Genomic DNA, 25843 nt, shown 5'->3' on the forward strand with positions numbered 1-25843 from the left:
TTCCTTATGTTTAAAATACGAATGTTGTTAATTTAATACAACTGATACTTAAGTTAGTGTGTTCAAGTAATAGAGTATTAGCTTAATTTTGTTTTGTGCGTCTTAAACTACGTTCAATTCGCGAATATTCTTTGCCCGCTTCAAGTAATGCTTCTTCAATAAACGCTAAATGCGCATTACTTGCTAAACGAGCTTGCTCTGGATTGCCGTCAATAACCGCATCCATTAACAAACGCCTGTGCTCGGCTAACTGACTGCTAATATCAGGTTTTTCTAATAAAACCGTTAAATTTTGCAATACGTTTTGCTCAAGCAGCGCCTGCATACCTCTCACCAAGTGCAATAACACAACATTATGTGAGGCCTCAGCCACACTAAAATGAAAGGCATTAATTGCTTTTGCTTTTTGCTGTAGGTCATCATGCGAAAGCGCAATTCTATCAAAGCTTTGTTTTACTTTAGTAAAATCGTTACTTGTACCTCGCAGTGCTGCGTAGTAAGCAGCAATACCTTCTAAAGCATGACGAAATTCGAGCAAATCAAATTGTGACTCAGGGTGTTTACTTATCAGTTCAAACAACGGATCAGTTAACCCTTCTTCCAGCTGATTTTTTACAAACGTACCACCGCCTTGACGACGCGTAACTAGCCCTTTTGCTTCTAACTTTTGAATGGCCTCGCGCAGCGAAGGACGAGACACTTCAAACTGTTTTGCTAGTTCACGCTCTGGAGGCAGCTTTTCTCCTGGTGCTAACGATCCCTCAAGAATCATATTCTCAAGTTGCTGTAAAATAACATCAGATAGTTTTGCTGCTTTAATCTTTAAAGACATGAATCAACGTCCGCGTTGTATAAATACCAAGCCCTAAAACTGGAGCTTAAAGTTATAAGATTTACCCAAAAGGTAAATTGGTCATACCAAGAATTTGCAATACGTTATCAAAAACCCATATGGCTGTCAATTTACAGGTTACTTGTACGGGGATATTAGCGTAACGCATTTTTAACGAAGATCAAACAATACACAATATAGCTTAGTTTTGAGAAGCTAGTAAGGTGGCCATTCAAATGGTCTGACCAGATAGGTTTAGAGTTTTAACTCTATTTTAGGGGGAGGTTTAATCGCTATGTTTAAAACGTTTTAAATAGGCAAGGAAGCCAAAACCAAAGCACTTTAGCGTAAATAAGTGCTTTGCCTTTAAATTGGCTTCAAAAAAATAAGGTGTTAAGACAAACCGCCAAACAAAGTAAGTAATGCAATTAAAACTAAATAAAAGAGCACATTACGCTTAACTAACTTAATCATACACGTTGCCTCGTAAGTGCAACCATAATAACGCTTTTCTACTTGCTCTGCTGCAAGCGCAGTATAAGTGACGACCTTTCGGTTAGGGCTTGAAAAATCAAGCGCGTAATGTAACCAACAGCTCGTTCCTTTATTAAAGTTACCAATTACTAAGTAACCAAAACTCGCTATACGTGCGGGTAACCAATCTAACCAAAACAGTAATTTATGTATTAGCTTAAAATGTTTAGCAAATATCACTTTGTGGTTGTCTCGCACTAAATCGGCAAAGGTACGTACAAGGGCATATAAAACAGCACCCGGCGCACCTAAAACAACAAACCAAAAAATAACTGCACAGTAAAATCTAAAATTTACCCAAGCAAGTGTTTGCCCAAAGGTTTCACCGCCTTTTTGATCTTCAGTACGTTTTTGCCCCATTTGCAATGCATATAAAGACGCCGCAGTACCATCATCGCGTGTAAGTGCGTTTAAATACGCTTTATATAAAGCACGTTGCTTAGCACAACCAAAGCAAACAAGTAAAACAGCAATATTAATGGCCAACTCCCACAAAACAAATTCCGACAAGTTGTAAATACACGCCATAGCTACTACAGGTAAAAATAGCCAAATTAAAAAACCCATTGCCGAACTAAATAAACCGTTACTGGCAAGTAAGCGGTTGGAGCGTTTTAAATAGCCATTAGCGTAATAGCTTATTTGCCAATAGTTAGCTCGCGCCCCTAAACGCTCTAAAATTAACGCTAAAATAATAGAAACTAAAATCATGATAGTGACTCTCTCAACTTGGTTGCTCAAGCATATTTAAAAATAATGGCCAGTTAAAACTACTGCCGGGGTCTGTTTTGCGACCGGGTGCAATATCGCAGTGCCCCACAATACGCGAAGAGGTAATTTTGGGATAGCGCTGCATTATGAATTTACTTAAATTACATAACGAGGCGTACTGAGCGCGAGTATAAGCAGCTGTATCGGTGCCTTCAAGCTCAATACCAATACTGTAATTATTGCACGCAGTTTGTCCTTCATATTCAGATACGCCGGCATGCCAAGCACGCTTGTTAAATGGCACGTATTGAATCACCTCACCAGTGCGTTTAATAAAGCAATGAGCTGATACACGCAGCCCTTTTAAATCACCAAAGCTTGTATGGGCGTTGCAATCAATACACCCCATAAATAAATCATCCACAAAGGGGGTACCAAACTGCCCTGCGGGGAGTGAAATATTATGAATGACCAACAAGGTAATATCTGTGTGTTCTGGTCGCTCATCACAGTGCGTGCATGCGCGCTGTTGCGCCGCTAATAACACTCCATTTAAATCAATTGCCATTACATTTATACCAAACTATTCATAACCTTGATGCTAAAGGATTTATAAAAATAATGATAGTAACCAAGCCTCACCTAGGTAGGTAGGGAATTATAAGCTGCTTATATTTTAATATTAAAGCTCTCAGCTATGCTCTAATAATTAAAAGCGCTTCTATTCATTATTTAAACATAGTAAAATTTTCTTTAATTTATTAATGCTTATGAGCTTTTAGCCATGTCTATTTCGCACACTTTACTTAGTCAACTTGTTACCCTTGCGCTCGACGAAGACTTAAACTACCAAACCGCAGCCGATGGAGATATTACCGCTCAGCTTATCCCACAAAACGAGCAAGCAAGTGCCAAAGTTATAACCCGTGAAGACTGCACATTTTGTGGAAAAGACATCATTATTGAAGTGTTCAAACAAGTAGACCCAACAGTACAAGTGTCAGTACTGGTAAACGATGGTGACGTTGTCACTGCCAATAGCACCCTATTTACAGCAAAAGGGTCCGCCCGCGCAATTTTAACCGCAGAGCGCACCGCGCTTAACTTTGTACAAACGCTTTCTGGTACAGCAACAACCACAGCGCATTATGTAAAAGAGCTTAGCGGCACTAGCACACAGCTACTCGATACCCGTAAAACTATTCCAGGACTCAGAGCGCTGCAAAAATATGCAGTAAAGTGCGGTGGTGGCGCAAACCACCGTATTGGGTTGTTTGATGCATTTTTAATAAAAGAAAACCACATAGCAGCCTGCGGAGGTATAAATAAAGCCATTGCTCAGGCAAAACTAAATCACCCAAGCAAACCGGTTGAAGTTGAAGTTGAATCGCTGCAAGAGCTAAAGCAAGCCATAGACGCAGGCGCCGATATAATCATGCTTGATAACTTTAGCGTTGAACAAATTAAGCAAGCCGTTATTTTAACTAACAAACGCGCTAAATTAGAAGTGTCTGGTAATATGACGCTAGAAACACTTAAAACGTATTCACAAGCGGGTGTCGACTTTATATCTAGCGGTGCATTAACAAAAAACTTACAATCAATCGATTTGTCGATGCGTTTTGAATGATGTATGGCCAAAGTAATAATTTAGTTCTACATTTAATAAATGCTAAAGCGTTGACAAGTTAAAACAAAAGTAATTTAATAGTTAAAAATAACTAATTGTAACAATTTGTTAAATTGATTAGCTATTTTAGGAAAAGTAGCGTGCTAACAACTAAAATAAAATGATACACTTGTACTGTTTTATTATAAAAGATCGTCATAAATAACTAGATACTTGTTTTTAAGCTCATCCTAACAAGCAATCCAAGTTACTTATGACTACACTTTTTATTAGCTGCTGTTAGCAATTATTTGTATCCAGCCTATAAGCAGCCAGTTAAGTATAAAACATAGTGAATTCACACCTAGCTTTTGTGTTTCATACCCTAAAGCTAAAGTGCAAATATAGCGCTAACTCTGCAGCAAAATGTGGATAGCGAAAAAGTTTATTTTAAGCAAAACCGTAAAGTAAATCAGTTAAATTAAGTTAGGCACAATGCCAATTAATGATTTAATTTACACAATCTATCCTTTAGGAGAGGAAACATGAAAACAATGACTCAAAAACAACAGGGTTTCACCCTAATTGAATTAATGATTGTAGTAGCAATCATCGGTATTCTTGCAGCAGTAGCACTGCCTGCTTATTCTAACTATCAAGCATCATCAAAATTGACCGCTGGTTTAGCTGAAATTTCAGCTGGTAAAACTGGTTTTGAAGTGGCTGCTAACGCTGGCGAAACTCCAGACCGTGATGATGCAGGGTTGCAAGCCACTACTGCTAACTGTAACATAACAGTTACTGGAACTTCGATTGCATGTGAAGTTATTAATGCTCCAACACAAATATCAGGTGCAATACTAACTTGGACAAGAACATCAACTGGTGGATGGTCATGTGCCACTACAGGAATCACTGAGGCAGCCAACCAAGAGTTAGCGCCGAAAAGCTGTCCACACTCTTAAAATTATTCTTTCTTTAAAAGCGCCAATTTGGCGCTTTTTTAATGCCTAGATTCAGTACCAATGATTGTAAACAAAATAATCAGTTCCCCCCCTATAATTGTGTTTCTTTATAGCACTCTATTACCTTTCATACCTATAGCCTCATACGATTATCATAACCATCAACGAATAATCCAAATTGCTTTTTTGATTAGTACGAGTCTTCTTGCTATTACTTATTTCACCTCTAAAAACAAACCAGTTAGAAAATCATTATTAGACAAAAGAAGTTGCGTTTTGTTATTTACCTTTATCTTTTGTGGCTTCTTATCATCATTAATGAGTCAGGATGCAAGCTTTAGTTTGCTTTATACATTTCATATAAGTTTACTTATTGTATGTATGTGTTACGTAAGTGCAATCAATGATAAAAAGCCTGTATTATTTATTATTTATACCTTACTGATAGCCCACACGAGCTTGATTTTAATTTGCCTGCTAAACATAGTTTTTACACTAGCAGAGCAGCAACCTTTAAACCCCTACATAATCTACTCTGGTTTTATTAACATTCGCTTCTTTAATCAGGTACAGGTTTTTATTCTTCCCTTTTTAATATTACTGCTAAAATTTAAAAATATTCAACGCATCGTATTCATTGTTTTATTTTTAAATCTATTACTAATTTTTATTGGTCAAGCCCGAGGGGCGCTTCTCTCATTTTTTATTTTTTCAGTATTTGCTCTCATATTGAAAACAACCTTAAAAAAGCAAATTTTAACCGGGCTAGTTTGCCTTGCTCTTAGCTGTATCGCTTTTTATATTTTAGATTCGTTGAATAAAGGAGGTGCGGATATACTTCGTGCATCCTCTTCAGGCCGTATTGATTTATGGTTAAATACACTTTCTAACCTATCATGGAAGCATTTTTTGATTGGAAGTGGCCCTGGTGTATTTGAAATGTCTCTCGGGAGTTCAGCACCGTTTAGTCATCCCCACAACTCATTGATAGAAGTTTTAAATGAGTGGGGAGGAGTAGCACTAATTTGTATTTTAATCGTAATTTTTAATACATTGAGAAAATCTATAATACATCTAAAAAATCATAAAAAAGATATAATTACGGAAAGTATTTTTTACTCTTTTGCTATAGGTATTACGTATTCACTATTCTCTGGTGTACATGTGATGCCAGTTTCTCAAACCTTGTTGTTTATAATGTGGGGCTTACTTATTGGCAGGCTTAATAAAAACAAGTACAAACATATTCCTATAAATGTATACGCTAAGTTATTTTTGGCGTGTGTATTCATCCTCGCTTGGTTTTTATACTTACAAAAAGCAATAGAAATTTATAATAATATCGATCCTGATAATGGCTATATTTACGGGCCAAGGTTTTGGTCCATTGGTCAACGTGCCTGATAAACAGTATATTTCTACCAAGAATCATTCGATTAAGTTATGCTAGACAAAGCATTCTTTAATAATATTAATTCAGCTGGATCATCTCATGGCAAAAAAACAACAAGATAAAGGCCTCGATACATTTCAGTGGGTCGGCGTAAGTGCCCGAGGGAAAAAACTTGAAGGAGAGCTTACAGGGAATAGCATTGCACTTGTTAAAGCTCAGCTAAGAAAGCAAGGCATTACACCTTCAAAAGTAAAGCGTAAGCCAAAACCTTTATTTGGCATTCAAAGTGTTCAAAAAATCACCCCTAAAGATATAGCGCTTGTTACACGCCAAATCGCCACCATGCTTATGGCGGGTGTACCTCTTATACAAGCCATTGAAATGATAGGCACGGGCTCAACTAATAAAAGCGTGGGTAAACTAATGGAAACCATTGGCGATGAAGTAAAGGCAGGTCAGCCTTTATCGCAAGCGCTAAGAAAACACCCTCGTTATTTTGATGACTTATATTGCGACTTAGTCGCATCGGGCGAGCAATCAGGTGCGCTTGATAAAATATTTGATCGTGTTGCATTGTACAAAGAAAAATCTGAAGCGCTTAAATCAAAAATAAAAAAAGCAATGTTTTACCCAATATCTGTATTAGTGATAGCAGGTATTGTAACTTCTATTTTGCTAATCTTCGTAGTGCCACAATTTCAGGATATATTCTCTGGCTTTGGCGCTGAACTCCCAGCATTTACTTTATTTGTAATCGGGATATCTGAGTTTATGCAAGCGTATTGGTGGATGATTTTAATTGCAATTGTTGGCTTTGGTTATGCGTTTAAAGAAGCCAAACTCAGAAGCTTAAAACTCAGAGATGCAACCGATAGAGCCATTTTAAAGCTCCCTGTGATTGGAATGATTTTAAATAAAGCAGCTGTTGCACGCTATGCCCGAACACTTTCCACCACTTTTGCAGCCGGTGTACCACTTGTTGATGCGCTTGACTCTGCTGCAGGTGCTTCGGGTAACGCAGTGTACCGTTATGCTATTTTAGATATTAAAGCTTAGGTTAGCTCGGGTAATCAAATGAACTGGGCCATGCGTAACTCTAAAATATTCCCTGATATGGTAATTCAAATGGTTGCCATTGGTGAAGAGTCTGGCTCGTTAGATGGCATGCTGGCAAAAGTAGCGACTATTTACGAGCAAGAGGTTGATGATGCCGTCGATGGCCTTTCAAGCCTGTTAGAACCACTTATTATGGCGGTACTTGGTGTGCTCGTAGGCGGCTTAATTGTTGCCATGTACTTACCTATTTTCCAATTAGGTTCTGTCATTTAATTAATAAAAAATTTTACAGAAATTAAAGAGCGTCTTATTTTTATGGTTGGCGATTTAGTCTTCTCATTTGCTTTCTTTAACTTCTCTTTGTGATTATTATTTCATTTAATTTTTAGACTTTTTTAGAATAGTTTCAGGTATATATGCAAAGTATTATTGAAGTAATGCAAAGCCAACTGTGGTTTTATTTAACCACCGTTGGCTTAGTTAGTTTATGTGTGGGTAGTTTTTTAAATGTAGTTATCTACCGTTTGCCGCTTATGATGCAGCGAGAGTGGCAAAGCGAGTGTAGGCTATTACTTGAAGACGAGCTCAATACCAATCAAGCTAAACCAAAAAACACCAGCGAGCATTTTAATCTTGTAAAACCAAATTCCACCTGCCCAAAATGCAAAACGGCCATTAAGCCTTGGCAAAATATTCCTATCATTAGCTGGTTAATACTTAAAGGTAAATGCGCAAGTTGTAGTAACCCTATCTCTATTCGATACCCTGCTATTGAGGCCATTACCGCTCTATTAAGCTTAGTGGTTGCTTATACCTTTGGCGCAACAGAACAAGCATTATTATATATAGTGATCACGTGGGCACTTGTGGCACTGACCTTTATTGATATAGACCACATGTTACTGCCCGATCAGCTCACTTTACCGCTTGTTTGGCTCGCACTTATTGCTGCCGTTGCCGGAATTACAATTACGCCAAGTGATGCCATTATGGGGGCAGCCTTTGGTTATTTAAGCTTATGGAGTGTTTTTTGGTTATTTAAATTGCTAACAGGTAAAGAAGGTATGGGCTATGGCGACTTTAAACTGTTAGCGTTATTTGGTGCTCTGCTAGGCTGGCAATCATTACTCACTATAATACTACTTTCAAGTGTTGTTGGCGCCATTATCGGTATCGCTTTATTAAGTATTCAGGGTAAAGATAAGGCAACGCCCATTCCATTTGGTCCTTACTTAGCAATAGCCGGGTGGATCACGTTAATGTGGGGTAACCAATTACAAAGCGCGTATTTTAACTTAATTGGGTACTAACTTGAGTGCTAACTAAAATGAGTGACACCATAAATAAAACATCACCTTGGGTTCTTGGCTTAACAGGCGGTATAGGCTGTGGCAAAACGGCTGTAAGTAATATGTTTGAGCAGCTTGGCATTACAATAGTTGACGCCGACATTATTGCGCGCCAAGTCGTAAAACCGAAAAGCGATGGTTTAAATGCCATTGTAAGCAAATTTGGCCAAAGTATTTTATTGAGCGATGGCACACTAAACAGAAGCGCTTTACGTGAACGCATTTTTACTAATAGTGCCGACAAAGAGTGGCTAAATAATTTATTGCATCCACTCATTAGAAACATAATACATAACGACCTTACTGCCGCAAAAAGTCCATATGTAGTACTTGTAGCACCACTTTTGTTTGAAAACAGCCTAGATAAATTGTGTAATCGAACGCTACTGATTGATATACCTCAAAGTGTACAAATAGAGCGCACGGCTTCGCGTGATAACGTAAGTGTTGAGCAAGTAAAAGCGATTATTGCAGCGCAAATGTCACGCGAAGACAAACAAAAAAAAGCAGATGATATTTTAAATAACGACCGTGCACTTAACGACGTTAACCACGACTTATTAACGCTGCATAAACGTTATCTGCACATGGCACAAATGCAAGCAACTTAAATTGTAAAAACGAGTCAAAACAAACTAATCTCCTATATTAATTAATAAATTTAGCCTAGATTGTGAAGAGTAATGTAATCCCCTTCTTTTTTCTGATAAATTACTCTCTCTGAAGGATTAAAAAGGTGCGCAATGAATATTAACTCACCGTTATTAAGAAAGTTTCTTACGCTTGGGCGTATTGATGCCGATACGGTAAAAGCAAAGCAGCAAGAGTTTGCCTCAACCGCTGAACTGATTTCTAAATGCGGAAAAATAGACAGTAAAGAGTTAGCAGAGCAATGTATTGATTTGTTTCGTGTTCCCTATTTTGATTTAAAAGACTTTGACCCTGCGTCTATTCCTGCCGATCTTGTAAAAGAAAAACTGATCCGCAAACACCATATTTTACCGTTGGTACAAAAAGGCCGAAAAGTGTATGTGGCAGCCTCTGATCCAACCGATTACGGCGCCTTCGAAAACTTTGAATTTAGTACCGGTCTTTCATGCGAAATAGTCGTCGTTGATTACATTCAGCTCGATAATAAAATTGAGCAATTGCTAGATGCAACCGGCAGCCTAGATTTGAGCGATGATGAGTTTAAAGAATTTGCCGACCTAGACACAGAAAGCCAAAAAGAATCTGCACCGCAAGATGACGACAAAGACGATGCACCAATTATTGTGTACATTAATAAAATTTTAATGGACGCGATAAAAAAAGGCGCATCGGATCTACACTTTGAACCTTACGAGCATAAGTACCGAATTCGTTTTCGTATTGATGGCATCTTGCACGAAGTGGCAAGTCCACCTAATACATTAGCAACCAAGCTTTCTGCTCGTATTAAAGTAATGTCGCGACTTGATATTGCCGAAAAGCGTAAACCACAAGATGGCCGAATTAAATTAAAAATTACTGAGCGAAAAAGTATCGACTTTCGTGTCAGTACTATGCCCACGCTGTGGGGCGAAAAAATAGTAATGCGTATTCTTGATTCATCAAGCGCTATGCTAGGTATTGATGTACTTGGTTACGAAGAAGAGCAGAAAAATCTATACATGGATGCGCTTGGTCAACCACAAGGCATGATACTCGTTACAGGTCCTACCGGGTCAGGTAAAACGGTATCGCTTTATACGGGTTTAAACATATTAAACCAACCTGAGCGAAACATTAGTACCGCTGAGGATCCGGTTGAGATAAACCTTGAAGGGATAAACCAAGTACAAATTAACCCTAAAGCCGATATGACCTTTGCTAATGCATTGCGTGCGTTTTTACGTCAAGATCCCGATGTGGTTATGGTAGGTGAAATACGTGACCTTGAAACCGCAGAAATTTCAATAAAAGCGGCGCAAACAGGTCACTTGGTTTTATCTACGTTACATACCAATTCAGCGCCAGAAACCATCACCCGACTATTAAATATGGGTGTACCCGCCTATAACGTAGCCAGTTCAATTAGTTTAATTATTGCACAGCGATTAGCACGCCGTTTATGTCCAAAATGTAAAACGGCAGAACAATTGCCAAGCGAGGAGCTCTCTCGCCAAGGATTTAGCAAAGCGCAAATCGAAGATATGACTCTATATGCACCTAAAGGGTGTGATGGCTGTACCGATGGTTACAAAGGCCGTGTAGGTATTTACGAAGTTATGCAAATCACACCAGAAATTGCACAAATAATCATGCGCGGTGGTAACTCACTAGAAATCGCTGAGGTATCATTAAAAGCCGGTTTTAATAATTTGCGCCTATCGGGTTTACGTAAAGCCGCTGATGGATTAACGTCACTTGCTGAAATAAACCGCGTAACTAATATGTAAAACTATTTAGCGCTTTGCTTACTCTAAATACAGCAAGCGCTAATGAGTAACCTGTTGAGAGTAAAACATGCCTACTGTTGTAAATTGTCCAACCTGTAAAACAAATGTTGAGTGGTCTGAGCAAAGTCCTCACCGCCCATTTTGTTCTAAGCGTTGCCAACTCATTGATCTGGGTGAGTGGTCGTTTGAAAATAATAAAATTTCAGCGCCAATCACATCGGCTGATCAAATAAACCAAGACATGATTGAAGACATAGAAGCCATGATGGCTAAAAACGAAGATGACTTTTTTAAGTAATGCCATCTAGTTTTTATATAAACAAAAGCCAGCTAAATGCTGGCTTTTTAGTACTAACTTAAAAGTTAACCTCAGGATCAGTTAGCTTTTTTGCTTACGCTGCTTTTTACTTTTACGCTTTTGAATTTTAGCAAACTTTTCTTTTTGCTCTGCGTTAAGCAACTGCATTACTTGATGCTGCGTTTTTAGCTTAATTAAGGCGAACTCTTCACCTTTACTTTGGCGCTCACTTAAAAGCTCTTTTGCTGCATTTTCGTCAAATGTTGCTGCTGATAGTAGTGCGTCCATTTTTGCTTTGTGCGCTTCACGCATTGCTTTTCGCGCTTCTTTATCGTCGCCTCGTAAGGCTTTCATTTGTGTTTTTTGTGCTTCAAAAATAGCTTTTAGCTTAGTTTGCTGCTCTTGCGTTAAATCAAGTTTTTCGGCGCCGCGTTCAGAAAGCAAAAAACGCGCTGAAGAATGCCCTTGTCTATCATGCATACCGCCTTTAGCTAGTACGCTACCTGCACCAAGTGTGGCTGTTGCTAAGCCACAAATAAGTACTAATTTTGAAAGTGTATTTACTTTAGTCATAATCATCACCTTAACTGTTGGGTTGGTTGTGGTTGGCTGTCGTGTAATTGCTTAGCCAGTGAGTTAACTATAACTAACTCAACGCAAAGTAACGCAAAGCAGTGTAAAGGTTGTGTAAAGATTCACTTTTGAGCAATTAAGGGCGTAAAATAAAGAAATGAAATATTGCCTAAGGGTTTGTAAATGAAACTATTAATGATTGACGACGATACGGGTCTTTGTGAGTTACTCAGCGAATACCTTTCAAGCCAAGGGTTTGAAATACAAAGCGTACACGACGGCGAACAAGGCCTAAAGTTAGCACAGGCCAACGACTACGCATTAATATTGCTTGATGTCATGCTACCTACTTTAGATGGCTTCGAAGTACTAAAACAGCTTAGGCAAACAAAACTTACGCCCGTTATTATGCTCACTGCGAAAGGGGAAGACTTTGACCGTATTTTTGGATTAGAGCTTGGCGCTGATGATTACATACCAAAACCATTTAATCACAGAGAGTTACTAGCCCGCGTAAAAGCGATTGCACGTCGTATAGAGCATATAAACAGCTTAAATATCAACACAACTAATAAGCTGCTTGTAAATGGTGTAACAATTAACCTTGCAGCACGAGAAGCCTCTATTGATGAGAATACACTCACGCTTACTGGCACAGAGTACGAAATACTGGCGCTTTTATGTAAAAACGCCAGCCAAGTTGTTAGTAAAGAGCAAATTAGTGAAGAAGTGCTAGGCAGGCGTTTAGCATCGTTCGACCGCTCTATTGATATGCATGTAAGTAATATCCGAAAAAAAATAGCAGAGCACATTAAAACAGAACGAATTAAAACAATGCGAGGCAGCGGTTATGTTTTCATCCAAGGTGAATAAATCAGGCGCTTTATCTTGGCTTAAGCACCCTAGGCATTATTTATTTTTTAAAATATTTGTTTGGTTTTGGCTAACCATTATTGGCACCGTTACTGCGCTTGTTTTTTTAAGTAATATCAGCGTACTGAACTTAGTAAGTAATGAACCCTTACATGGCCCGATGGAAAAAAACCTAGCTTATACAGCAAGAAGTATTGAGCGCTCTGCATATAAGCATAAGCGTTCGCTTGAGAGTATTCTTTCGCATCCACGCTTATCTAAACGTAAGCTTTTATATTTAAGCGCTGAGCAATCAGATATTTCTTTTACTAATAAAGAAACACCTATAAACATAGACCTAAGCCTTCTTAATTTTACCAAAAACATGTCACCGCAAATTGTTTTCACTGAGCAATATCAAGCCTTTGGACCAGTTCAATTAACTGTCCCCGAAGGAGTATTTTATTTATATGAAATAGACATAAACAATCAGCCACCTCTGTTTATACGCTTAAAGCTAATGCCCGGCTGGATTAAGGTATCTATTGCAATTATTGCCTCTTTAATTTTAAGCTTTTTGTTTAGTCGTAACTTAATTGCACCTATTAATAGCCTTAAAAAAGCGGCTATAAAACTATCTTCTGGCGATTTAAGCGCACGTGCTGCCATTTCAACTAACAGAAAAGATGAGCTAGGGGTACTTGGTCGAGACTTTAACAGTATGGCAAACCAGCTAGAACTATTAATAAGCTCACAAAAACGCTTGCTTGCTGACATATCCCATGAGTTACGTTCGCCACTTACTCGCTTAAAAATGGCAACAGGCCTTGCACAAATGCAAGCAAATGAAGCAAGTCAGTCTTATTTATTACGAATAGAAAAAGAGGCTAATCAACTCGATCAAATGATTGCTGATGTACTTCAAGTGTCTCGTTTAGAAGCAAAAAGCCAAACCCTTGCAATGCAAAAGCAATCACTAAACCTTATTGTTGAACATGTTTTAAACGATGCAAAATTTGAAGCAAAACAATATGATAAGCAGTTAACAATAACAGGCGATGCAAGCGTAACCATTAGCTGCGATGAAGCCCTGATTGCCAGCGCGCTTGAAAACCTACTTCGTAATGCCATTAAATATGCAAATAACACAATAAGTATAAAACTATCGCATGGTGATGCCGTGCATATTGAAATATGTGATGATGGCCCAGGCGTGCCAAATAACCAGCTTGATAAGCTATGTGAGCCGTTTTTTAGGCAGTCTGATGCAAGAGATAGAGTCAGTGGTGGAACCGGTTTAGGCTTAGCTATCGCAAAAAATGCAATTACAGCTCATAATGGCACCTTAGTTTTATCGAACAAAGATCAGGGCGGCTTGTGTGCTAATATCACACTGCCAATAATCAAAGAGTAAACCATGTTTTATAGTAGTGAGCGCGAGCTTAAAGGTAACCAATCAGCCATTAATGATTTTTATCAAAACACATTAGTTAAAGCGTATTTAAATACGCCTAATGGGCAGTTATTTTATGCGCATGCCCAGCCAGATAAAGCTCATGTTGCCATAGTTATTAGCTCAGGCAGAATCGAAGGGCTCGATAAATACAAAGAGTTGTTATGGGAGCTTTATACTAATAATTTTGCTGTTTTTATTGTTGACCACCAAGGACAGGGTCGCTCTTACCGCTATTTAAAAAATAAACATAAGGGCTATGTAAATAATTTTGGTGACTACAGTGCCGATCTTAATTTATTTAACACCCAAATAGTCGACACCGTTTGGCAAGGTAAAAAGCTATTAGTGAGCCACTCGATGGGAGGTGCTATTGCATTTGATTATTTGGCAAACTACGAGCATAGTTTTAGCGGTGCGTTTTTATCAGCCCCAATGTTCGATATACACACCAAAGGTATTCCAAAGCCTTTAGCCCGAATAATTGCAAGTAATGCCGTACGTCTTGGTTTTCAGTTTAGCTATGCCCTTGGACAAACCGACTACACCCCAGAAGAATTCCCTTTAAACGTATTAACAAGTTGCGAATTACGCTACAGCCTATTTAGGCAAACATATAATGAGGAGCCTTTACTGCAACTTGGCGGGGTTACTTATGGGTGGCTAAATTCAACCTTTACTTTTTTATCATCAATAGATGAGCTTACTGTTGATATTCCACTTTACATTGCAAGCGCAAAAAACGATGTAGTTGTCGATAATGAAGCGCACTATAGACTAGCTAATAAGTACGCAAATATTACCTTAGAAAGCTTTACTGATGCCAAGCACGAACTATTCTTTGAATGTGATGATGTACGCCAGCCAGTACTTAAGAGTCTGTATAAGTTTTGTGAGTCGGTGACGGCTTAGTTAAAACAGAAAGCGGGTCGAGGTGGATTAGTATATCAACCTCAGATTCAAAACGAGCACCAATCATCGCTTCAACCTCATCAGCCACAGTATGGGCTCGTATTAGACTTAAATGGTCATCAAGCTCTAAATGCATTTGAATAAACTTAATTTTCCCCCCCTGGCGAGTACGGATCCCGTGTACGCCATGCACATCGCTGTGCTCTTTAGCAATATCAAAAATGCTTTGCTTTTCATCGTCTGGGAGTTCTTTATCCATTAAATGATCGGCACTATCTCTTGCAATATCCCAACTGTTATACAGTAAGTAACCTGCTACCCCTATTGCAAAAATAGGATCGGCATACATCATTCCGTAATAAGATAGAGCAATCGCAATTAAAACAGCAGCGTTTAAAATCAAATCACCTTTGTAATGCACCGAATCTGCTTTTATAGCAATCGATTCGGTATGCTTAATAACCTTAGTTTGTACAAAAACAATGACCAGAGTACATGCAATTGCAAAAGCACTTACCCATACACCTAATAATGAATGTGTAAGCTCTATAGGGTTAAATAAGCGCTCAACACCATGAAATGCCAGTAAACAGCCCGAGCCTGCAATAAATGCAGCTTGCCCAAGCCCTGCTAATGCCTCGGCTTTACCATGACCAAACCGATGATCATCATCAGCTGGGCGCAGTGCGTAACCTAAAACTAAAAAACTCATAAATGTAGCGGTAATGTCCATTAATGAGTCTGTTAAGGAGCCAAGCATTGAAGCAGAGCCTGAAGCAAGCCAGGCCCACGCCTTTGCCGCAATCATTAAACTCACCATTACCATAGTAATAATACTAGAAGCTTTAACCCAAAATTCGTAACTGCGGTTATGCACAATTTCATCCGCTAAAAAGAGTATTCAATACCTTGAGTATATCATTTTTTTTAAGGGTTTCGTGTATACTGCTTTCGTCAAATACCATTATTAAAAGGCTAATTATGCTGGATATTGTTTTATACCAACCTGAAATTCCACCAAACACAGGGAATATTATCCGCCTTTGTGCAAATACCGGCTTTTCGCTGCACTTAATTGAGCCTTTAGGGTTTGAGTGGGACGACAAACGTGTAAAGCGTGCAGGCCTTGATTACCATGAATTCAGCCATGTTCAGCGTCATGCGTCATTTGAAGCGTATCTTGAAAAGTGTAAACCGAAAAAAGTGTATGCATGTACAACCAAAGGCAGCCAATTTCATCATGAGGCACGTTACGAAGCCGGCGACTGCCTAGTATTTGGTCCAGAAACACGCGGACTACCCGATGAGATGATTCAAGCTCTACCAAACGAGCAGCGCGTACGCATCCCAATGCAACCAAATAGTCGAAGCATGAACCTATCAAACGCAGTCGCTGTATTTGTTTACGAATCATGGCGACAGCTGGGCTTTCCGAACGCGCAGTAATACGCGTATTATTAAAGCTAACAAAAAAACCGACATTACGTCGGTTTTTTTTGTTTTTATCACAGTAGTGAATGCTATTCTGATCGTTGCTCTCTGCCTAACAATGCCATGGCAGCAGCTTTCATATCTTTATTCTCATAAAGTACTTTGTAAATCTGTTCTGTGATAGGCATTTCAACGCCTGCACGCTGGGCAAGTAAATACACTTCTTTGGTGTTTCTAAAGCCCTCTACTACTTGGCCTATCGACTCAATTGCAGCTTCAACACTTTCACCTTTACCCAGTGCTAAACCAAAACGACGATTGCGTGATTGGTTATCGGTACAGGTTAAAATTAAATCGCCAAGTCCTGCCATTCCCATAAAGGTTTCTGGCTTTGCGCCTAGAGCGCAACCTAACCGAGTCAGTTCTGCAAGACCTCGTGTGATCAAAGCTGTGCGAGCATTGGCTCCAAAACCTACACCATCAGAAATACCCGCGCCAATAGCAATTACGTTTTTAACCGCACCACCTAGCTGTATGCCAATAAAGTCGTCATTGTTATACACACGAAATGAACGACCACAATGCAGTAAATCAGCCAATTGTTGTGCAAACTCAGGTGAGGTAGACGAAACAGAAATAGCTGTTGGTGAACCCATTGCCATTTCTTTCGCAAATGTAGGACCCGAAAGCACCGCAAGTGCGATTTCATCCCCCAACTCTTGCTGCGCAACTTCTTGTAATAAACGCCCTGTATTTGGCTCGAGGCCTTTAGTCGCCCACGCGACTTTAGCATCGATTTGCAATGCAGGTTTTATTTGCGCAAGTGTGTCACCAAATGCATGGCTTGGGACAACAACAAGCACAATAGCACTACATGCAACCGCACGTTGTAAATCGGCTTCTAGTACTAGAGTGTCTGGGAAGGGTGCATCTGGTAAGTAACGTTGATTTTTCCGCTCAGCTGCAAGCGTAGCAACGTCGTCGCTATTGCGTCCCCAAAGCGTCACTTTATGACCATTTCGGGCTAAACAAATAGCAAGGGCGGTGCCATAAGACCCCGCCCCCAATACAGTAACAGCTGAAGTTGCTGTACTCATAAGTTATGCGTCTGCTGTAACCTGGTCAGCTTGCGCAGTACGTTGTTGCATATACTGTGCAAACAATGCGTCAAAGTTTACTGGCGCAAGGTTTAACTGTGGGAAAGTGCCACGGTTAACTAGGTTAGATACCGCTTCACGTGCATATGGGAACAATACGTTAGGACAAAATGCACCTAGCATATGAGCAAGCTGTACTTCTTCAACCTCAGCAATAGTAAAAATACCCGCTTGTTGAATTTCACATAAAAACGCAGTTTCTTCGCCAATTGATGCTGTCACAGTTAATGCTAAAACAACTTCAAATACACCTTCGTCTAACTTGTTAGAGCGAGTATCTAGGTCTAGCTTAACTTCTGGCGTCCATTCTTTTTGAAAAATTGCCGGAGAGTTTGGCGTTTCAAACGACACGTCTTTAGTGTAAATGCGTTGAATAGTAAATTGTGCGCCTGCGTCTTGTGCCGCTGCTGCGTTTTGAGTTTCTTCGTTCATTGTTATTCCTAACTTGTTCGTTATTATAATTAAATTAAGCGTTAAGCTTAGCGTCAAGTTTACCTTGAGCCTCAATAGCCATCATGTCGTCACAGCCACCGATATGTTCATCATTAATAAAAATTTGCGGTACAGTGCTTGCGCCACCGGCTTTAGTAATCATTTCATCGCGAAGTTCAGGTTGTACACCAATATCAAAATTAGTGAATTCAACGCCTTTGCTTTTTAAAAGCGCCATAGCGCGCTGACAAAATGGACAATATGCCTTGGTGTATAAAACAACGTTACTCATAATAAATCCTCTATCGGTTTAGCTAAACGAGATTAGCGACCTGTTATCGTTGGTAAGCTAGCAGATTGCCATGCACCCATTCCGCCCGCTAATACATAAACCTGTTCAAAACCAGCTTTATGCATTGCTGTGGCCGTGCCTTGGGCTGTCATACCTGTAGTACATACCAATATAATGGGTTTAGTCTTGTACTTTTCAAGGCCTGAAAAGTCAGATTTTTTTGCATTTTCAGGGCTTAAGTGTTCAGCCCCCGAAATACGGCCAGACGTAAACTCTTTTTGTGCGCGCATATCCACTACTTGGCCATCTTCACGGTTAATAAGTAGCGTTAGTTGCTGAGGGTTTATTTGACGAATAGCTGAAAATTTACTTTTTATCCAACCACTGACAATAAGAAAAACAATACCAACCCAAGCAAGGCTTAAAATAGGGTGATTGCTTATAAATTCAATATATTGATCCATTCGACTTCCACTATAAATTACATCCTAAAACGCAATGTTTTAGACATTTTAGACTTTAGCCACGCAAGTATACCCAAACCAACTTAAAATGCGAGTTTACACAGAGTTTAAAAGTACGAAAAACACCCCATATAAAGGTTATTAACCGCACATCAGCATCAATACGATATTCAATTAAGTGAAAAAAATTAATATGCTGTTTTGTATGCTGATTCAAGTAACAAAACACGGTATGCTAAAGCAAAACAGGTGCTAACTTTTAGGAGTGACTATGACTGAACATAAAAAACCACTGGTATTAATGATTTTAGACGGTTGGGGATATCGTGAAGACGAGCAAAGCAATGCAATACTAGCAGCGAATACCCCCGTATTAGATAACTTATGGGCATCTCGCCCTCGCACATTAATTTCAGCATCTGGTTTTGATGTAGGTCTTCCTGATGGACAAATGGGTAATTCCGAAGTTGGACATGTTAATTTAGGTGCAGGACGTGTTGTATACCAAGACTTTACTCGAATTACCAAAGCAATAAATGACGGTGAATTTGACTCAACCCCTGCACTTGTTGAAAACATTGATAAAGCAGTTAATGCCGGCAAAGCCGTTCATGTTATGGGGTTATTGAGCCCGGGTGGCGTTCATAGTCATGAAGATCACATTGTTGCAAGCATAGAGCTGGCTGCAAAACGCGGTGCTAAGGAAGTCTATTTTCATGCATTTTTAGATGGCCGTGATACACCACCGCGTAGTGCCAAAGAATCTATTGAACGTATAGAAGCGTTGTTTGCAAAACTTGAATGTGGTCGGCTAGCAACACTCGTTGGTCGTTATTATGCAATGGATAGAGATAACCGCTGGAATCGTGTAGAAAAAGCCTATGACGTAATGACCTCTGGCATTGGAGAGTTTAACTACAGCGATGGCGTAACCGCATTAAATGCAGCTTATGAGCGCGACGAAAACGACGAGTTTGTTGCTCCTACAACCATTACACCAGCAGGTAGAGAAGCAGCGCAAATTAATGATGGCGACACCGTTATTTTTGCAAACTTTAGGGCAGACCGAGCACGTGAAATTACACGCGCCTTTGTAGAGCCTGAATTTGATGGCTTTACCAAGAAAAAATCCCCCGCTCTCAGCGCATTTGTTATGATGACAGAATATGCAGCCGATATAGACGCACCCGTTGCATTTGGCCCAACTCCTCTTACTAACGTATTAGGGGAATGGCTTGAAAAACAAGGAAAAACACAACTGCGTATTTCTGAAACAGAAAAATACGCACACGTTACCTTCTTTTTTAGCGGCGGACGTGAGGACGAATTTGAAGGTGAAACGCGTGAATTAATCCCTTCACCACAAGTGGCTACCTACGACTTGCAACCTGAAATGAACTCAGAAATGCTAACCGATAAGCTCGTAGAAGCAATTAAAAGCGGGAAATACGACGCCATTATATGCAATTATCCTAATGGCGATATGGTTGGCCACTCAGGTGTATTTGATGCCGCTGTAAAAGCTTGTGAAGCCGTTGACACCTGTATTGGCCGTGTAGTTGATGCATTGAACGAATTTGGCGGTGAAGCGTTGATCACAGCCGATCATGGTAATGCAGAACAAATGGCTAACCTTAAAACGGGCCAAGCACATACCGCGCATACAAGTGAACCGGTGCCATTTATTTATGTTGGTCGCGATGCGACACCATCTGAAGGTAAAGCATTAAGTGATGTTGCCCCTACAATGCTGCACTTAATGGGCATGGAGCAGCCAAGTGAAATGACTGGCACACCTATCATGACGTTGAAATAACCCATGATTAAACGTGTTAACCGATACTTTAAGTGCGGCTTAATACTCGCCTCATTGGTGACTGCATCAGCAGTTGCCAATGAAGATCGCACTAAAAAAGATCTCTCACAGGTGAAACAAGCACTTGAACAAAGCCAATCTGAGTATAATCAACAACGAAAAAAAATATCTCAACTTCAAAAAAATCTTAAAAGCCATGAGCTTGAAATAGCTAAAAACGCTAAAGCACTTAATATGGCTGAGCAGTCTGTTAAAGAAACCCAACAACAGCAAAATCAACAACAAAAAAAAGCTGATGAACTCGATAAAAAACACATCGAATTTCAACGTATTCTAGGAGCGCAACTTAAAAGCGCTTACATGGCAGGTGGTGATGACTACTCTAAAATGTTACTGAATCAAGAAAACACAGCGCAATTTGAGCGAACACTTAGCTATTATAATTACCTAAACAAATCACGAATTGAACAAATTGAAGAATTAAAAGAACTTAAACATCAAATCGCGTTAAACCAAGTTGCACTAAACAAAACAAAAGAAAAGCTTTTAGCTTTATACGACGAGCAAAAAAGGCGTCAAACAGCCTTAGTAAATGCACAAAGTGAACGCCAAGCAAACCTAAGGAATCTTCAAGCTCAGCTTACGAGTACTAAAAGCTCTATCGATTACTTAAAAGAAAACCAACAAACCCTTGTTAATACAATTGAAGAGTTAGAAAAAGAAAAAACAAAAAAAATAGAATTACTTGGCCTCAATAAAAATAAAGGCAAATTAAACTGGCCTAGTAAAGGTAAATTAAAACACCAATTTGGCCAGCGCAAACATGGCGGCATTGATTGGAAAGGCGTGCTAATTGGCGCTAAAGAAGGCGAAAATGTTAATAGCGTGCACAATGGCCAAGTTGTATTTGCAGATTGGTTAAAAGGTTATGGTTGGGTAATTGTAGTCGATCATGGTGAAGGATTTATGAGCCTATACGGCCATGCACAAACACTACTGAGAGACGTAGGTGACATGGTACGCCAAGGCGAAACTTTAGCGTTGGTTGGCCAAAGCGGCGGACAGGCAAGTTCTGGTCTATACTTTGAAATACGACACAAAGGACGCGCAGTAAATCCCGTAAAATGGTGCAGACGTATTTAATTGAATAAACCGCTGCTCCGCTGAGGAGTCGCTGATGAAAAACAACAATGTAATACCCGCATTTAAAAAAGCAGGCTATGCTTTCAGTCTGCTTTTATTCACCTTTACTTTAGTACTTAACAATGCATTTGCCAGCTCAGTAAAAAACCTTAAAAGCCAACAAATAGATGAAATTTTATTTAACATACACGCCTATTATGTTGACGATTTAGAGCTACAAAACAGCCATTATGTGCAATACAACAACAAACAATTTGAGCGCTTATACTCAAAGCTAGACCCCTACTCTAAATACCTTAACGAACACGAGCTCGATGCCTTATTTGATAATACCAATGGCCAATATACGGGCTTAGGTATTGAAGTAAAAAAAGTCGATATTGATATAAAAATAGTTAACGTGGTAAATAACTCACCAGCGAAAGAAGCAGGTATTTTAGCTGGCGATATTATTGTTAGTGTTAATCAAAAAACGGTCAATTTGCTCAGCGTTAGCGAAGTCGCAACTTTAATAAAAGAAAATAAATTTAAAACAGTTAACCTCACCATTAAGCGAAATGAAAGCCCTGAACTTTTGTCGTTTAACGTAGCTCGTACGCAAATACAATTAGAGAGTGTAACCAGTAAAATTTTAGAGTCAGGCATTGGCTATTTAGCTATTAATAGTTTTTCTAATCACACGCTACACGAAGTTGCACTGCAAACTGCAGCGATGCAAAATAATTATGATTATCCATTATTAGGGCTTGTAATTGATTTACGTGACAACCCCGGAGGTACCCTAAAAAGTGCGATTGCGGTCTCTGATTTATTCTTAGAAAGCGGAACTATAGTAACAACGAAAGGCAGATACTTTGACGCTAACCAAGCCTTTTATGCTAAACGGGGCGACATACTCAAAGGCGCCTCAATTGTTGTACTTATTAATGAAAATTCAGCCTCTGCGGCCGAAATTTTGGCCGGCGCCTTAAAAGACAACAACAGGGCTAAAGTGGTCGGAAGCCGATCTTTTGGAAAAGGGTCAGTGCAATCACTTATACCATTAAGTGATGGCAATACCGCTTTAAAACTCACTACCGCAAAATATTTTACACCTTCTGGTGAATCAATAGATGGCGTTGGAATAAAGCCCGATGTGACGATTAATCAAACAACACTTCCACAAAACAATAAAGCCGTTATAATAAAAAATGAGCAAGTAAAAAATAATCAACACCAGCTTGTTAACACCTTAGCTGATTTACAGTTAGTTAAAGCAAAGCAATTACTCAGTATGCAGTAATCTATTTTGTTTGAGCGTTACTGGGCATAAAAAGATAATAAAAATTATAAACGTGAATACTATTAACAAAAAAATACGGATGTGGCTTTTTTTCAGTGTATGTATCGCTTGCTTTAGCGCTAATGCTAAACAAATAGCGATAGTTATTGATGATATAGGCTATCACCAAAGAGACTTAGAGTTTTTAACCTTACCTGGGCAATTGACCTATTCAATTTTGCCCCACACACCCTATTCGCAAGTTTTTGCAACACGTGCTAGCAAAGCAAATAAAGAGCTGCTTTTACATGTGCCTATGCAGGCACTTAACGGCAAAGCACTAGGACCTGGTGCGCTTACTCTTGATATGGACAAAGCTCAACTACAACAAACCCTAGGAACAGCACTAGCAAGTTTACCGCAAGTTAGAGGTGTTAATAATCACATGGGTTCTGCATTAACTCAGCAAAGCCAAGCTATGAAATGGACAATGGAAGTCCTTAAAAAGCGCGAGTTGTACTTTTTAGATAGCCGAACAACTGGCTTAAGCCAGGCACAAAATGCTGCAAACTTTTTTGGGGTTGAAAATATTGGTCGCCATGTTTTTTTGGACAACATAACAACAGCAGATCAACTTCAGTTTAGGCTCGATGAACTTAAACAAAAAGCAACAGATCACAATTTTGCCATTGCCATTGCTCACCCTTATCCTGAGACCATTGCTTTTTTACGTAAAGCCCTGCCTGAGCTTACTCAACAAGGCTATGAGTTAGTTCCTGTTTCTCAGTTAGTACAACGTAAATATATTCAGTTAGCGCAAGCTCAAGCGAAAACAATTAGCGCGCGATAATTAAATTAAATAGGGTGCTTATTCTTTCTTGCTTGTGCCTGATAGTATTTCAAAATACTCTTTTGACCGTCTTCACTAAGTGGTTTCAGTGTTATTTTTCGTGTTCTTAGCTTTTCATCTTCTATCAATGTAAGAACTATGTGCTCATCTAACTTTTTTGCACTTACAACCGCGCTATTAGCTATTAACCAACGTGAACGAATTAAACCTTGTTTAACCTCTGAATATTTAGAATAAAACCTAACCACTTCAATATTGCTATTAACAAAATACATAGTAATGAGTAGTACACCATAAAATGCAGCCATTGGTGTAAAAAAGACTAAAGGTAAAATTAATATACCTACATATAATTGTATTTGCAGTTTACCTTTATCAACTTTAATAATACCTGTAGGTTTATCGATGGTTTCTGTTGTCATTTTTCAGTGTCCTTTTGAATAGTAATTTAGCATGATCATCCATCATGTTTCTGATTGCGTAGATACCTATCAGACCAATAGGGACAAAAAAAATAAAGCCGAGCATTGCTACAAAGCCAAATATCTTTTTACCAGTTAATCTATAAATAAAACCAAATATAGTGAGCAAAAAAGCGGGGATTAAGATGTAGTTTACTTCGTAATAGTCTGGGTCATGCCCAATACTAATAATCACGCCAAGGGCGATAATTAACGACATTAAATAGTAATTCAAAGCTAAATATCCTTTTAAGCTTTTTATAATCACTAGAACCTACATGAATGCGCATAAATTTTCAACAAAAAAGCCCTGCATTTTAATGCAGGGCTTTCAAAAATATTACGCTTTTAGAACGTATCAGCTCATAGCGCTTTGTAACTTTTTCATTGCTGTTTTTTCAAGCTGGCGAACACGCTCAGCAGATACACTGTATTTTTCAGCAAGCTCTTGTAGTGTTGCTTTGTCATCAGACAACCAGCGCGCACTTACAATGTCTTGTGAACGTTCATCTAGTGTTTTAAGTGCACTAAACAAACGAGTATGAGACTGCTCTTGCCATTGTTGCTGCTCAATGTCATCAGCTAAATCAGCAGAACCATCCGTTAAATATTGTACCGGTGAATAAGTGCTTGTTGGTGCGTCATCGTTATCATCACCCGTTAAGTCAAAGCCCATATCTTGACCGCTCATACGAGATTCCATTTCACGCACTTCTTTTTCGCTTACACCCAGCTCACTAGCAACAGTGCTAACCTCTGCTTGGTTAAACCAGCCTAAACGCTTTTTATTTTTACGAAGATTAAAAAACAATTTACGCTGTGCTTTTGTAGTAGCTACTTTAACTATACGCCAGTTCTTAAGAACAAACTCGTGTATTTCGGCTTTAATCCAATGCACTGCAAACGATACTAAACGAACACCCACGCTTGGGTCGAAACGTTTAACCGCTTTCATCAGGCCTATATTGCCTTCTTGAATAAGGTCAGCTTGTGGCAAGCCGTATCCCGAGTAGCTTTTAGCTATATGCGCTACAAAGCGCAAATGCGACATAATGAGTTGCTTTGCAGCACTAAGATCGCCTTCTTCCTGAAGTTTTTTAGCAAGTTCTTGCTCTTCTTCAACTTTAAGCATAGGGATTGTGCTGACCGCTTGAAGGTAGCCATCCATGCTTGCGCTTTGTTGTCCAACTGTAAGTGCCATTGCGTATAAATCTTTACTCATTTTTCACCTCGGTGATAAACATTTGAAACCATCTTAGCACTCTTTCCTGAAGAGTGCTAACCCCAATTTAAAACTTTTTTAAAGTATAAATCAAGCGGTTTTTTAGCGTTATTGAAGTCTACTATAAGCGACTGAATAAGCGATGAATTAAGGGATTGCGGGTGATTAACGTCAGTTTTTCACTCTATTTACAATTCATGCTTGATATGGAGGGTAGTAGATAAATGTGACAGTTTTTATAGGACCTGAACAACCCAACCCAATAACATACGCGCTAAGCATTGAGTTAGTTCACTTGTATTAGCTTGCGCGAATGAGGAAGAGATAAACACGCTTATAAAGTTAAATGTATATTCA

At 39.1% G+C, this 25843-nt stretch carries 27 protein-coding genes and 1 pseudogene; 16 read left to right on the forward strand and 12 right to left on the reverse strand.

The genetic code is table 11. From position 1 onward, the window contains the following. Positions 1–82 precede the first annotated feature (82 nt). The 3 genes from pdhR to ampD all read right to left on the reverse strand — a co-directional run bounded on the left by pdhR (position 83) and on the right by ampD (position 2645). Positions 83–832 carry a pyruvate dehydrogenase complex transcriptional repressor PdhR gene (gene pdhR / locus ATS72_RS09435; protein ID WP_058429675.1) on the reverse strand — a complete coding sequence of 250 codons (750 nt, stop codon included), beginning with the start codon at positions 830–832 and terminating at the stop codon, positions 83–85. A 393-nt stretch (positions 833–1225) separates the two neighbouring features. Continuing rightward, positions 1226–2077: a beta-lactamase regulator AmpE gene (ampE, locus tag ATS72_RS09440; RefSeq protein ID WP_008131099.1), complete on the reverse strand. Its 852-nt coding sequence runs from the start codon at positions 2075–2077 to the stop codon at positions 1226–1228. A gap of 13 nt (positions 2078–2090) precedes the next feature. Continuing rightward, a complete protein-coding gene (ampD, locus tag ATS72_RS09445; protein ID WP_010556622.1) occupies positions 2091–2645 on the reverse strand; it encodes a 1,6-anhydro-N-acetylmuramyl-L-alanine amidase AmpD in 555 nt (184 codons plus the stop codon). A gap of 216 nt (positions 2646–2861) precedes the next feature. Here ampD and nadC point away from each other — a divergent pair, with 216 nt between their 5' ends. From nadC to yacG, 8 genes and pseudogenes are all read left to right on the forward strand, one after another. Continuing rightward, the gene (gene nadC, locus ATS72_RS09450) at positions 2862–3707 is read left to right on the forward strand and encodes a carboxylating nicotinate-nucleotide diphosphorylase (RefSeq protein WP_058429674.1); all 846 of its coding nucleotides are present in this window, start codon (positions 2862–2864) and stop codon (positions 3705–3707) included. A gap of 524 nt (positions 3708–4231) precedes the next feature. Continuing rightward, on the forward strand, positions 4232–4651 hold the full coding sequence (locus ATS72_RS09455) for a pilin (RefSeq protein ID WP_058429673.1): 420 nt from the start codon (positions 4232–4234) through the stop codon (positions 4649–4651). Positions 4652–4711: 60 nt separating this feature from the next. Beyond that, positions 4712–6055, forward strand: a complete 1344-nt coding sequence (locus tag ATS72_RS09460; protein WP_058429672.1) for an O-antigen ligase family protein — start codon at positions 4712–4714, stop codon at positions 6053–6055. An 88-nt stretch (positions 6056–6143) separates the two neighbouring features. Continuing rightward, positions 6144–7373 (forward strand): annotated as a pseudogene (locus tag ATS72_RS09465) (type II secretion system F family protein). A 143-nt stretch (positions 7374–7516) separates the two neighbouring features. After that, positions 7517–8410, forward strand: a complete 894-nt coding sequence (locus ATS72_RS09470; RefSeq protein ID WP_058429671.1) for a prepilin peptidase — start codon at positions 7517–7519, stop codon at positions 8408–8410. A gap of 17 nt (positions 8411–8427) precedes the next feature. Beyond that, a complete protein-coding gene (gene coaE / locus ATS72_RS09475; RefSeq protein WP_058429670.1) occupies positions 8428–9060 on the forward strand; it encodes a dephospho-CoA kinase in 633 nt (210 codons plus the stop codon). A gap of 132 nt (positions 9061–9192) precedes the next feature. Then, the gene (pilB, locus tag ATS72_RS09480; RefSeq protein WP_058429669.1) at positions 9193–10869 is read left to right on the forward strand and encodes a type IV-A pilus assembly ATPase PilB; all 1677 of its coding nucleotides are present in this window, start codon (positions 9193–9195) and stop codon (positions 10867–10869) included. A 67-nt stretch (positions 10870–10936) separates the two neighbouring features. Then, on the forward strand, positions 10937–11167 hold the full coding sequence (gene yacG, locus ATS72_RS09485) for a DNA gyrase inhibitor YacG (RefSeq protein ID WP_006794561.1): 231 nt from the start codon (positions 10937–10939) through the stop codon (positions 11165–11167). 81 nt (positions 11168–11248) lie between these two features. On the opposite strand, the gene ATS72_RS09490 is transcribed toward yacG, so the two are convergent. Continuing rightward, positions 11249–11740: a Spy/CpxP family protein refolding chaperone gene (locus ATS72_RS09490; protein ID WP_058429668.1), complete on the reverse strand. Its 492-nt coding sequence runs from the start codon at positions 11738–11740 to the stop codon at positions 11249–11251. 183 nt (positions 11741–11923) lie between these two features. Between ATS72_RS09490 and ATS72_RS09495 the strand changes: the two genes are divergently transcribed. Genes ATS72_RS09495 through ATS72_RS09505 form a run of 3 tightly spaced genes read left to right on the forward strand, consistent with a single transcriptional unit; the run spans position 11924 to position 14957 of the window. Then, positions 11924–12613, forward strand: coding sequence for a response regulator (locus ATS72_RS09495; protein ID WP_058429667.1), 690 nt, complete (start codon positions 11924–11926; stop codon positions 12611–12613). Further along, positions 12591–14006 (forward strand): ATP-binding protein, encoded by a 1416-nt coding sequence (locus tag ATS72_RS09500; RefSeq protein WP_058429666.1) that lies wholly within the window; start codon positions 12591–12593, stop codon positions 14004–14006. The genes ATS72_RS09495 and ATS72_RS09500 overlap by 23 nt, the downstream gene beginning before the upstream one ends. Before the next feature lie 3 nt (positions 14007–14009). Continuing rightward, positions 14010–14957: an alpha/beta fold hydrolase gene (locus ATS72_RS09505; protein ID WP_058429665.1), complete on the forward strand. Its 948-nt coding sequence runs from the start codon at positions 14010–14012 to the stop codon at positions 14955–14957. Here ATS72_RS09505 and ATS72_RS09510 read toward each other — a convergent pair. Further along, positions 14917–15783: a cation diffusion facilitator family transporter gene (locus tag ATS72_RS09510; protein WP_074210171.1), complete on the reverse strand. Its 867-nt coding sequence runs from the start codon at positions 15781–15783 to the stop codon at positions 14917–14919. The two genes, ATS72_RS09505 and ATS72_RS09510, sit on opposite strands and share 41 nt — an antisense overlap. Positions 15784–15938: 155 nt before the next feature. On the opposite strand from ATS72_RS09510, the gene trmL reads away from it, so the two are divergent. Next, entirely contained in the window at positions 15939–16403 is a 465-nt protein-coding gene (trmL, locus tag ATS72_RS09515; RefSeq protein WP_006794819.1) for a tRNA (uridine(34)/cytosine(34)/5-carboxymethylaminomethyluridine(34)-2'-O)-methyltransferase TrmL, read from the forward strand. Positions 16404–16477: 74 nt separating this feature from the next. On the opposite strand, the gene gpsA is transcribed toward trmL, so the two are convergent. From gpsA to ATS72_RS09535, 4 genes are read right to left on the reverse strand one after another with little or no spacing between them, the layout of a single operon-like run. Beyond that, positions 16478–17485, reverse strand: coding sequence for an NAD(P)H-dependent glycerol-3-phosphate dehydrogenase (gene gpsA, locus ATS72_RS09520; RefSeq protein WP_039038003.1), 1008 nt, complete (start codon positions 17483–17485; stop codon positions 16478–16480). Positions 17486–17488: 3 nt separating this feature from the next. After that, on the reverse strand, positions 17489–17977 hold the full coding sequence (gene secB / locus ATS72_RS09525; RefSeq protein WP_006794821.1) for a protein-export chaperone SecB: 489 nt from the start codon (positions 17975–17977) through the stop codon (positions 17489–17491). 34 nt (positions 17978–18011) lie between these two features. Further along, positions 18012–18269 carry a glutaredoxin 3 gene (grxC, locus tag ATS72_RS09530; protein ID WP_006794822.1) on the reverse strand — a complete coding sequence of 86 codons (258 nt, stop codon included), beginning with the start codon at positions 18267–18269 and terminating at the stop codon, positions 18012–18014. A gap of 32 nt (positions 18270–18301) precedes the next feature. After that, positions 18302–18733 carry a rhodanese-like domain-containing protein gene (locus ATS72_RS09535; RefSeq protein ID WP_006794823.1) on the reverse strand — a complete coding sequence of 144 codons (432 nt, stop codon included), beginning with the start codon at positions 18731–18733 and terminating at the stop codon, positions 18302–18304. A gap of 271 nt (positions 18734–19004) precedes the next feature. Here ATS72_RS09535 and gpmM point away from each other — a divergent pair, with 271 nt between their 5' ends. The 4 genes from gpmM to ATS72_RS09555 all read left to right on the forward strand — a co-directional run bounded on the left by gpmM (position 19005) and on the right by ATS72_RS09555 (position 23803). After that, positions 19005–20549, forward strand: coding sequence for a 2,3-bisphosphoglycerate-independent phosphoglycerate mutase (gene gpmM, locus ATS72_RS09540; RefSeq protein ID WP_006794824.1), 1545 nt, complete (start codon positions 19005–19007; stop codon positions 20547–20549). Between the two features lie 3 nt (positions 20550–20552). Continuing rightward, positions 20553–21692: a murein hydrolase activator EnvC family protein gene (locus tag ATS72_RS09545; RefSeq protein WP_058429664.1), complete on the forward strand. Its 1140-nt coding sequence runs from the start codon at positions 20553–20555 to the stop codon at positions 21690–21692. 34 nt (positions 21693–21726) lie between these two features. After that, positions 21727–22974 (forward strand): S41 family peptidase, encoded by a 1248-nt coding sequence (locus tag ATS72_RS09550; RefSeq protein ID WP_058429663.1) that lies wholly within the window; start codon positions 21727–21729, stop codon positions 22972–22974. Positions 22975–23053: 79 nt separating this feature from the next. Next, positions 23054–23803 (forward strand): divergent polysaccharide deacetylase family protein, encoded by a 750-nt coding sequence (locus ATS72_RS09555; RefSeq protein ID WP_058429662.1) that lies wholly within the window; start codon positions 23054–23056, stop codon positions 23801–23803. Positions 23804–23808: 5 nt separating this feature from the next. On the opposite strand, the gene ATS72_RS09560 is transcribed toward ATS72_RS09555, so the two are convergent. The 3 genes from ATS72_RS09560 to rpoH form a co-directional block, all read right to left on the reverse strand. Then, a complete protein-coding gene (locus ATS72_RS09560) occupies positions 23809–24225 on the reverse strand; it encodes a hypothetical protein (RefSeq protein WP_058429661.1) in 417 nt (138 codons plus the stop codon). Then, positions 24203–24499 carry a hypothetical protein gene (locus ATS72_RS18850; RefSeq protein WP_152995205.1) on the reverse strand — a complete coding sequence of 99 codons (297 nt, stop codon included), beginning with the start codon at positions 24497–24499 and terminating at the stop codon, positions 24203–24205. Before ATS72_RS18850 ends, ATS72_RS09560 begins: the two co-directional genes overlap by 23 nt. 123 nt (positions 24500–24622) lie before the next feature. Continuing rightward, a complete protein-coding gene (gene rpoH, locus ATS72_RS09570; protein WP_008128777.1) occupies positions 24623–25486 on the reverse strand; it encodes an RNA polymerase sigma factor RpoH in 864 nt (287 codons plus the stop codon). Positions 25487–25843 lie beyond the last annotated feature (357 nt).

The organism is Pseudoalteromonas sp. 13-15 (assembly GCF_001468205.2).
Taxonomy (GTDB): domain Bacteria; phylum Pseudomonadota; class Gammaproteobacteria; order Enterobacterales; family Alteromonadaceae; genus Pseudoalteromonas; species Pseudoalteromonas marina.

What these genes read in the sequence shown, in the direction of transcription:
- coaE (WP_058429670.1), top strand. Translation starts at nt 8,428, where the DNA reads ATGAGTGACACCATAAATAAAACATCACCTTGGGTTCTTGGCTTAACA.
- ATS72_RS09495 (WP_058429667.1), top strand. Translation starts at nt 11,924, where the DNA reads ATGAAACTATTAATGATTGACGACGATACGGGTCTTTGTGAGTTACTC.
- ATS72_RS09460 (WP_058429672.1), top strand. Translation starts at nt 4,712, where the DNA reads ATGATTGTAAACAAAATAATCAGTTCCCCCCCTATAATTGTGTTTCTT.
- yacG (WP_006794561.1), top strand. Translation starts at nt 10,937, where the DNA reads ATGCCTACTGTTGTAAATTGTCCAACCTGTAAAACAAATGTTGAGTGG.
- pilB (WP_058429669.1), top strand. Translation starts at nt 9,193, where the DNA reads ATGAATATTAACTCACCGTTATTAAGAAAGTTTCTTACGCTTGGGCGT.
- ATS72_RS09555 (WP_058429662.1), top strand. Translation starts at nt 23,054, where the DNA reads ATGTGGCTTTTTTTCAGTGTATGTATCGCTTGCTTTAGCGCTAATGCT.
- ATS72_RS09545 (WP_058429664.1), top strand. Translation starts at nt 20,553, where the DNA reads ATGATTAAACGTGTTAACCGATACTTTAAGTGCGGCTTAATACTCGCC.
- ATS72_RS09455 (WP_058429673.1), top strand. Translation starts at nt 4,232, where the DNA reads ATGAAAACAATGACTCAAAAACAACAGGGTTTCACCCTAATTGAATTA.
- ATS72_RS09535 (WP_006794823.1), bottom strand. Translation starts at nt 18,733, where the DNA reads ATGGATCAATATATTGAATTTATAAGCAATCACCCTATTTTAAGCCTT.
- rpoH (WP_008128777.1), bottom strand. Translation starts at nt 25,486, where the DNA reads ATGAGTAAAGATTTATACGCAATGGCACTTACAGTTGGACAACAAAGC.
- trmL (WP_006794819.1), top strand. Translation starts at nt 15,939, where the DNA reads ATGCTGGATATTGTTTTATACCAACCTGAAATTCCACCAAACACAGGG.
- ATS72_RS09560 (WP_058429661.1), bottom strand. Translation starts at nt 24,225, where the DNA reads ATGACAACAGAAACCATCGATAAACCTACAGGTATTATTAAAGTTGAT.
- gpmM (WP_006794824.1), top strand. Translation starts at nt 19,005, where the DNA reads ATGACTGAACATAAAAAACCACTGGTATTAATGATTTTAGACGGTTGG.
- ampE (WP_008131099.1), bottom strand. Translation starts at nt 2,077, where the DNA reads ATGATTTTAGTTTCTATTATTTTAGCGTTAATTTTAGAGCGTTTAGGG.
- ATS72_RS09470 (WP_058429671.1), top strand. Translation starts at nt 7,517, where the DNA reads ATGCAAAGTATTATTGAAGTAATGCAAAGCCAACTGTGGTTTTATTTA.
- ATS72_RS09510 (WP_074210171.1), bottom strand. Translation starts at nt 15,783, where the DNA reads ATGGTAATGGTGAGTTTAATGATTGCGGCAAAGGCGTGGGCCTGGCTT.
- gpsA (WP_039038003.1), bottom strand. Translation starts at nt 17,485, where the DNA reads ATGAGTACAGCAACTTCAGCTGTTACTGTATTGGGGGCGGGGTCTTAT.
- secB (WP_006794821.1), bottom strand. Translation starts at nt 17,977, where the DNA reads ATGAACGAAGAAACTCAAAACGCAGCAGCGGCACAAGACGCAGGCGCA.
- ATS72_RS09550 (WP_058429663.1), top strand. Translation starts at nt 21,727, where the DNA reads ATGAAAAACAACAATGTAATACCCGCATTTAAAAAAGCAGGCTATGCT.
- ATS72_RS09505 (WP_058429665.1), top strand. Translation starts at nt 14,010, where the DNA reads ATGTTTTATAGTAGTGAGCGCGAGCTTAAAGGTAACCAATCAGCCATT.
- ampD (WP_010556622.1), bottom strand. Translation starts at nt 2,645, where the DNA reads ATGGCAATTGATTTAAATGGAGTGTTATTAGCGGCGCAACAGCGCGCA.
- grxC (WP_006794822.1), bottom strand. Translation starts at nt 18,269, where the DNA reads ATGAGTAACGTTGTTTTATACACCAAGGCATATTGTCCATTTTGTCAG.
- ATS72_RS09490 (WP_058429668.1), bottom strand. Translation starts at nt 11,740, where the DNA reads ATGACTAAAGTAAATACACTTTCAAAATTAGTACTTATTTGTGGCTTA.
- nadC (WP_058429674.1), top strand. Translation starts at nt 2,862, where the DNA reads ATGTCTATTTCGCACACTTTACTTAGTCAACTTGTTACCCTTGCGCTC.
- pdhR (WP_058429675.1), bottom strand. Translation starts at nt 832, where the DNA reads ATGTCTTTAAAGATTAAAGCAGCAAAACTATCTGATGTTATTTTACAG.
- ATS72_RS09500 (WP_058429666.1), top strand. Translation starts at nt 12,591, where the DNA reads ATGTTTTCATCCAAGGTGAATAAATCAGGCGCTTTATCTTGGCTTAAG.